A 6,705-nucleotide genomic window follows, 5' to 3' on the forward strand; every position below is an offset into this window, starting at 1 on the left:
CATGACACGAGGGAGTGGGGGTGTCACGGCGGGAGCCATGACACGAGGGAGTGGGGGTGTCACGGCGGGAGCCATGACACGAGGGAGTGGGGGTGCTGACGGGAGGTGGACGTTAACGTTCACGAGCGTTCCATTAACACCCAATACAACTGCATCGGCGGCTTTTTCTGAATCGGAAACACATTGCGTCCTGAACACCAACCTTCGTACCAGGGTGTTGGTGGCCAAGACTCTCCTTGATGATGCTGTTTCTCATACTCTAATGTGGCTTCAACTGAGACCATGTTTAACGGTAAGCCTTCAATGGACTGGCGTAACTCCCCTGGAGTGAAAATCGAGGAGAATGACACCTCCCCTAACTCCCGCACTAAATCCGTTGGTTGATAGCCCCCTTCCGTCAAAAACAGACTCACCAACAACTTCCCACCTGTGACTAGAGCATCACACATTTTGCCAAAAAATAGGCGTAACTCTTGAGTATTTCGGAAATGGGAAATCACCTCAGTCGAGATCACATACTGATAGTAATAAGGCCGCATCCGTACTAAAGGATCGAGGACATTCCCCACGGCCACTTCCACAGGTAAATTCTCGGGTTTCGCGGCTTGCACCAGTTTCTCGGCAAAGACGGGGGTGAGTTCTAAGGCATGAACCGGGTGGCCGCGACGAGCTAGGGGTAAGCTATTGCGTCCTGGGCCGGCTCCTACGTCTAAAACGCGAATTTGACTCGGTTCTCCCAAAGAGGCGGCCACGTTCATCACTTTCACGTCGGGTTCACTGCCAAAAAGAGGATCGGGGCGAGTTTTGGGCCACGTGGTGTACTTATCGCTCAACGACTCAGAAACCACCTTGGTTTGAATCGAGACGCCGCCGAGAAGTCCAATTTGGGGCTTGGCGGGAACGCACATGAGAACTAATCGGGAATGGGGAGAGGCGTTGAACCCTTCCTGCAATTTCTGGGAGAGGAAGGCTCGCAGTTTCTCTTGTTCTTCGGGGGTTCCTGGCTTGCCTAACAGTTGACAATACTCCTGTAGGAGTCGCAGGGCCTCGTTGAGCATCGAGGGCATACAGGGAACTGAAAACTCCGCTTTGGCCATGGTGTACTTGCGGGTATTCTGGCCCACGACGCGATCGAGGTAGTCGCGATCGGTAATCGGGCTATTGTCCGAGGTGTTATTGTTTTGAGACTCGCTCGGAGGTTGAGGAGGCGGTTGAACGGGGTTAACGGGTTGAATCGGCGTGATGCGTGCGGGTTCAGCTGGCATGAGAGACATAACTCGATATCTGGAGCAATCGGGAGAATCCATCGAGGACTACCGTTGCAACGGGTAGCCGCCGTCGATTGAAATGGCTTCATCTTAGCGGTGGGGTCGACGATTCGCTAGTCTTAGAGGGGTTTACGGATCTAAGTTGACGTCGATGACGCTGCCGTTAAAGTTATAGAGGGTTCCTTCGAGTTCGACAGATGTACCAATTTTGAGCTTGCTGTTGCCCAAGACGGGACCACTACTGGTCATTCGGGCGTTCCCGGCTAAGGTTAGCAGTAGACTAACGCTATAGAGTTCTTCTGACCGGGGATCTTCGAGGGCGGCTAGGGTTCCATCGGGTTGTGGAACCGCTAGGGTTCGCGGTAGCCGTTCGATGTTGACAATATCAATGGTTCCGTGGGGCTGGTTACGGATGATAATGTCAGTTTGCCCATCGTCTCGCATCTGTTCGACAAAGCCATCGGCATCGAAGACACTTAGGCCACGAACGATGACGGTGATTTCAACCGGGCGGGTGTTGAGGTTCACTTGAGCGACCGATCCCCCAGTTCCGGGAACTAGGAAGACGGCGACAAAGACGGCTAGAATGACGGCGATCGCCCCAATGTCGAGTAGGCTAATTTTGCCAAACAGACGACCCTTAGCATCGAGCAGTTTCATAGTTGTATTTTAGGTTGTCTTGCATATCGTTAAAACTCAACTTCCGAGCCTAGCATACTGCTTCACTGAATCACGGCCCTGAACTTTTTGGAGGCCACCTGCGTCTATAGTTTGAGGGGAACGGTCGGGTTTTCCCCCGTTGCGATCGCCCCACTCCTAACCTCTAACTCCTAACTCCTCATGTTTGGCTTCTCTAAGTCCTCCTCCAATCTCTCACGCCGTCTCCTCTATGGCACATTCTCCCTGGTGACGGCGGTTTCGGTTCTGTTGCTGTCTCCCTCCGCCGTCTTGGGCTTCTCCATCTTCGATATTCTCCCCAATGTGATTGAGGTGATTCAGATTTCGTCCATGTCTGATGAGCAAGAAGTGGCCCTGGGACGACAGATTAACGATCGCCTCGTCCGAGATGTCCGCCTCTACGATAATCGCCAAGTCACCAATTATGTCAATGTCATCGGTCAGCGACTGGTGCGGCAAAGCAGTCGACCGGACTTACCGTTTACGTTTCAGGTTGTCGAAGATGATAGCATCAATGCCTTTGCCACTCTCGGCGGCTTTGTCTATATCAATACGGGCCTGATTCGTCGGGCCGATAACGAGGCGGAATTAGCGGGCGTCGTGGCCCATGAAATCGCCCATATTACCGAGAAACACGTGTTAGACCGCTTACGTCAAGCGGCGATCGCCCAGGGCGTTCTCAATGCAACGGGGGTCGACCCTGATGTGTTGGTCAATATCGCCTACGAATTGGTGATTAACCGCCCTAACAGCCGTAGTGCTGAGTATGAAGCCGATCAGGTGGGCTTAGAGATCCTCACCCGCAGCAATTACGCCCCCGTGGGAATGGTCAACTTCTTTGAACGACTCCTCAGCGGTGGCGGTGGCCTACCCCAATTCCTCAATACTCACCCCGATACCCGCAATCGCGTCGCTCGCCTACGAGACGAGATTGACGCCTCCCAAGCGGCACAAGGCGATGGGTTGAACACCACCGCCTATCGACAACAAATCCAACCCTTGTTATAGCCGGTTGGGTTAGTTGTGAATTATTATTTCAAAAGCATTGACATATATTCAAAAATGTGTTAATGGGCTTTACAAGCTCAAAACGGGGAAATCCGGCTCTCGGTGATACTGAGTCATATCTGTAAACTTGCGCAATTCAGCCCGAGTCACCGAAAATGGGGGAGCCGCCGTTTTGGCCGCGATCGCACAGTCATCGAGGAACTGAGCTAACTCTTGGCCGTCGAGGGGGTCTGCCGACGTGCCAAAATAGCCGAGAGTGACGTGAGCCGTGAGATTATATTGTTGGTCAATGCCCAACTGCATCAGAGACGAACTCTGATAGACCGCGCGACGCAGTGCGATAATACGGTCATAGGCGGCCTCATTGCTGGGGTTGAGAGTGACGGCGATCGCCCGAGGCATCACCACCAAGCCACTCAGCTGCCATTGAGGCGACTTAGGACTACTTAACATTGGTTGAATGCGATCGAAGATCTCGCCAATGCACTGTTGTAATTTGTCGTCAAATTCCGGGTCCAGACTCGCTTCACGATAAGCACTATCCCAAATCAAATCCGCCAGCGTCAGGTGAAAACTCTTCGGGGGAACCACCGCAAAGAGATTGGCCCCAAGTCGTTGAGCAATGCGAGTTTGACAATCAGCCACCACCTGATAAAACTCAACATTGGCCCGATCCTCTGCCCCAGGAGGGGTGATAATGCTGTAGCCAGGAAACGACACCGGTTGTCGCCCTCCATCCTCCGTGGGGACAAACTTGGGCGACTCGACAATATGCTCAAGTTTACTGGCATGAGCCGCCGGAGTCGTCAGATGAGCGATACGCTCTACATAGTCTTGATAGGTGTTATCCAAGGTCAGTATTGATAAGAGTTTACAGTTTACAGATGTTGATCATGAGTTGATCATTGGTTGATCATTAACAGTGATCAAACAATCGCCATGTTGGTTGAGGTTGTCCTTAAAGATAGCGGCAAAGATAGCGGCGATCGCCATCAGCCCATCCAGACGTCACTATTCACTATTAACGATCGCCAGCCATTGTTCGACGCGATCGCCCATCGCCGCCAAAGAAAACTCCACTTCAGCCTGATGACGACAATCGCAACGGTCAAACTGAGGCAGTTTACCAATTCCGGCAACCAATCCCGATACCGAATCCGGTTCAACCAACCAGCCGGTTTTGCCATGACGGACAATCTCCGCCGGGCCGCCGCGACGGTAAGACAGCACCGGAACCCCACAAGCTAAGGCTTCAATCGCCACATTGCCAAAGGCTTCAACCCATTTCGAGGTCATGATCAAGCCGCGACATTGCCCTAAGGCCCGTTGCAAGGACTGGGTGGGCAAAAAGCCGCCATAGGTGACCTTCGCCTGGGGATAACGCTGGCCAATCTCTTGCCAATAGTCAGGACATTGCATCACCCCCCAAACCGTCATCGAGTCTCCCGTTTGACTAATCGCAGCCAGAGCATCTTCTAAGCCCTTTTCCGGGGCAATACGCCCCACCCAGGCTAACTGAGACTGGGGTGCAGCACAAAATTCATAGAGAGACAAATCTAAGCCACTGGGAATGTAGAGGCCATCGGGCCGGTTGACTCCGAAAGTTTGGGCTTGAGTGCGGGTATAGAACGTCACTCGTTCAGGGGTGGCCTTAACGGCGTTCACCACCACCTCATCCATCGCATCCGTCAACGACCCCATACTGACAAAATGGAAGACCGGAATCTCAAAAAAGGGCGTTAGATAAAACGGGAGCCAATCATAGGCAAAGTTAATGATGGCATCAAACTCAGACTGCCGTTGTCTGGCCGTCTCACACATGGCCGCCAGAACTGAGTTAGCCGGGAGCGTAATGGGGGTTTGTCGTCCCTGACTTTGGGCAGTATCTTGTAAGCGTCCGGGGATAGTTTGAATCTCTAACGGCGGTAAGGCCGAGCCTTCAGGAGCCAGTACCGTCACGGAATAGCCCCGTTCCTCTAGCACCTGGGCCATATTAAACAGAGTTAATTCCACTCCGCCGCCTAATCCCGTTCCCAACGGGCCAACGGGAGTCGAGAGGACTAATAGCTTGCGGGGAGTCTTAGCCATACCAACTCATGAGCGTCGAGAGATCTTGAGGGGCCGGCAGCATTTCGCCGCGAAAATCGAGGAATTGGACTAAGACGAGATAGGCGATCGCCAACAACAGGGAAATCGCCCCGGTGACGATGGCCACAACTTTAGAACGGTCCATAAGGTCGAGAGAACGCGAAAGGAACAGAATCAGGAGTCAGACTCAGGCTGGGGCCATCATTCAACCCCAAACAACAATTGTAGGACATCCCTGGCGATCCGTTCTCCCGCGCCGGGGAGTCCCAGACGACGACGACCGTTTTCGGCAATGAGTTGGTGCCAATCGGGATCTTGCAGCAAGCGTTGCACCACATCGGCCACCTGTTCCGGCCCGGGAACGAGGATTAAGGATTGTCCTAAAAGACGACCTTGGGCCTCAGCAAAGGCGGCGGTATATTGAGGTCCCTCACCGGGGAAGGCGATGGCCGGTTTCCCCAGGCCCACAAATTGCTCGGTGGCGGTTCCGGCTTGGGCGATCGCCATATCCGCTTGGCGTAAACAGTCCCCAAAGGCATTTTGACTCAGAACCAATCGCCCCTGATTAAAGCTAAATCGTTGGGCCGCGTCATCGTCAATGCCGGGAACCGATTTGCGGGTGGCCTGCCAACCATAAGCATCTAGGGCGCGAGTAAAGGGTTCGAGATCCAAGCCAGGGGCGATCGCCGCCAGAACTGTCAACGGTCGATTATTTTGAACTCGTTGCACCCCCTGAACCGCTTGCAGGAGTTGTTCCCAGTTACGATGCGCTTCAGGAACCCGAGAACCGGGTAGCAAGAGGAGTGTAAGCGATCGCGCCTGTTCTCCTTCTACCACAACGGGCTTCGCTTCTAAGCCATCCATCATCGGATTACCCAAGTTATAGGCCCGAATCCCCATCTCTTGCAGTCGTTCCGTGGTTAAGCCATCCCGAGGAAACACGGCCCGACAGCGTTTTGAACGCATCAAGGCCCGTTCCCAAGGCAAATACACCGAACCCGACCAACTTTCCAACGTCTCAAACCAACTGCGTCGCTGCAAGGGGCCAATCTCATCGCGCAGATAATACTCAGATTTAGCGGTTCCGACGAAACAATAGGGACTCCCACTCAACCAAGCCAGCAACAACGGCACAATATCCCCCACCGCCAAAATTTTACCGCCCTGTTTACTCCATTGACGCACCACACGCCATTGCGCCCAGGTTAAGCCCAACAATCCCCCCCGTACATCCCGCCAGAGTTCCCGGCCATCCATGTAGACAAAGCCGCCCGAGGGCATCGCTTTCACGGGACCAACAATGGGAACATCGGGTACGTGTTGATACGCTCGTCCCTCGCCAACGAGGGGTAAGGCCGCCAATTCCGGGCCTTGAGGATGCTGTTGCAGGTGTTGCAAAATGCGCACGGCGATCGCATCTTCACCATGACCGTTACTTAAACACAGAAGTTTATCACCCATAGCCCAATTTTATGGCAATCAATATTGAATAATAGAGGGAATAGGGAACAGGGAACAGGGAACAGGGAACAGGGAATAGGGAATAGGGAACAGGGAATAGGGAATAGGGAACAGGGAACAGGGAACAGGGAACAGGGAATAGGGAATAGGGAACAGTGGAGAACCTCCCACTTGCCTCTCACCTCTCACCTCTCACCTTTTG

General features: G+C 53.4%; 7 protein-coding genes. 1 reads left to right on the forward strand and 6 read right to left on the reverse strand.

What is annotated here, in order from left to right:
• Positions 1 to 119: 119 nt before the first annotated feature.
• Together R6U67_RS05415 and R6U67_RS05420 are read right to left on the reverse strand one after the other, a co-directional pair.
• Positions 120 to 1,274 carry a class I SAM-dependent methyltransferase gene (locus R6U67_RS05415; RefSeq protein ID WP_410251601.1) on the reverse strand — a complete coding sequence of 385 codons (1,155 nt, stop codon included), beginning with the start codon at positions 1,272 to 1,274 and terminating at the stop codon, positions 120 to 122.
• Positions 1,275 to 1,397: 123 nt separating this feature from the next.
• Complete coding sequence (locus R6U67_RS05420) at positions 1,398 to 1,928, reverse strand: DUF4330 domain-containing protein (protein WP_410251602.1); 531 nt, start codon at positions 1,926 to 1,928, stop codon at positions 1,398 to 1,400.
• Positions 1,929 to 2,108: 180 nt separating this feature from the next.
• Here R6U67_RS05420 and R6U67_RS05425 point away from each other — a divergent pair, with 180 nt between their 5' ends.
• Complete coding sequence (locus R6U67_RS05425) at positions 2,109 to 2,954, forward strand: M48 family metallopeptidase (RefSeq protein WP_410251603.1); 846 nt, start codon at positions 2,109 to 2,111, stop codon at positions 2,952 to 2,954.
• A 69-nt stretch (positions 2,955 to 3,023) separates the two neighbouring features.
• On the opposite strand, the gene R6U67_RS05430 is transcribed toward R6U67_RS05425, so the two are convergent.
• The 4 genes from R6U67_RS05430 to R6U67_RS05445 form a co-directional block, all read right to left on the reverse strand.
• Positions 3,024 to 3,806: a DUF1868 domain-containing protein gene (locus tag R6U67_RS05430; RefSeq protein ID WP_410251604.1), complete on the reverse strand. Its 783-nt coding sequence runs from the start codon at positions 3,804 to 3,806 to the stop codon at positions 3,024 to 3,026.
• Between the two features lie 159 nt (positions 3,807 to 3,965).
• Complete coding sequence (locus R6U67_RS05435; protein WP_410251605.1) at positions 3,966 to 5,042, reverse strand: glycosyltransferase; 1,077 nt, start codon at positions 5,040 to 5,042, stop codon at positions 3,966 to 3,968.
• Positions 5,035 to 5,187, reverse strand: coding sequence for a hypothetical protein (locus R6U67_RS05440; RefSeq protein WP_170189138.1), 153 nt, complete (start codon positions 5,185 to 5,187; stop codon positions 5,035 to 5,037). Before R6U67_RS05440 ends, R6U67_RS05435 begins: the two co-directional genes overlap by 8 nt.
• 56 nt (positions 5,188 to 5,243) lie before the next feature.
• Entirely contained in the window at positions 5,244 to 6,503 is a 1,260-nt protein-coding gene (locus tag R6U67_RS05445) for a lipid-A-disaccharide synthase-related protein (protein WP_410251606.1), read from the reverse strand.
• Positions 6,504 to 6,705 lie beyond the last annotated feature (202 nt).

It is taken from the genome of Sodalinema sp. (assembly GCF_046483825.1).
In the GTDB taxonomy this organism is placed as follows: Bacteria; Cyanobacteriota; Cyanobacteriia; order Cyanobacteriales; family Geitlerinemataceae; genus Sodalinema.

Coding starts and splice junctions, on each gene's coding strand:
- R6U67_RS05415 (WP_410251601.1), bottom strand. CDS start 1,274: ATGTCTCTCATGCCAGCTGAACCCGCACGCATCACGCCGATTCAACCC.
- R6U67_RS05420 (WP_410251602.1), bottom strand. CDS start 1,928: ATGAAACTGCTCGATGCTAAGGGTCGTCTGTTTGGCAAAATTAGCCTA.
- R6U67_RS05425 (WP_410251603.1), top strand. CDS start 2,109: ATGTTTGGCTTCTCTAAGTCCTCCTCCAATCTCTCACGCCGTCTCCTC.
- R6U67_RS05435 (WP_410251605.1), bottom strand. CDS start 5,042: ATGGCTAAGACTCCCCGCAAGCTATTAGTCCTCTCGACTCCCGTTGGC.
- R6U67_RS05440 (WP_170189138.1), bottom strand. CDS start 5,187: ATGGACCGTTCTAAAGTTGTGGCCATCGTCACCGGGGCGATTTCCCTG.
- R6U67_RS05445 (WP_410251606.1), bottom strand. CDS start 6,503: ATGGGTGATAAACTTCTGTGTTTAAGTAACGGTCATGGTGAAGATGCG.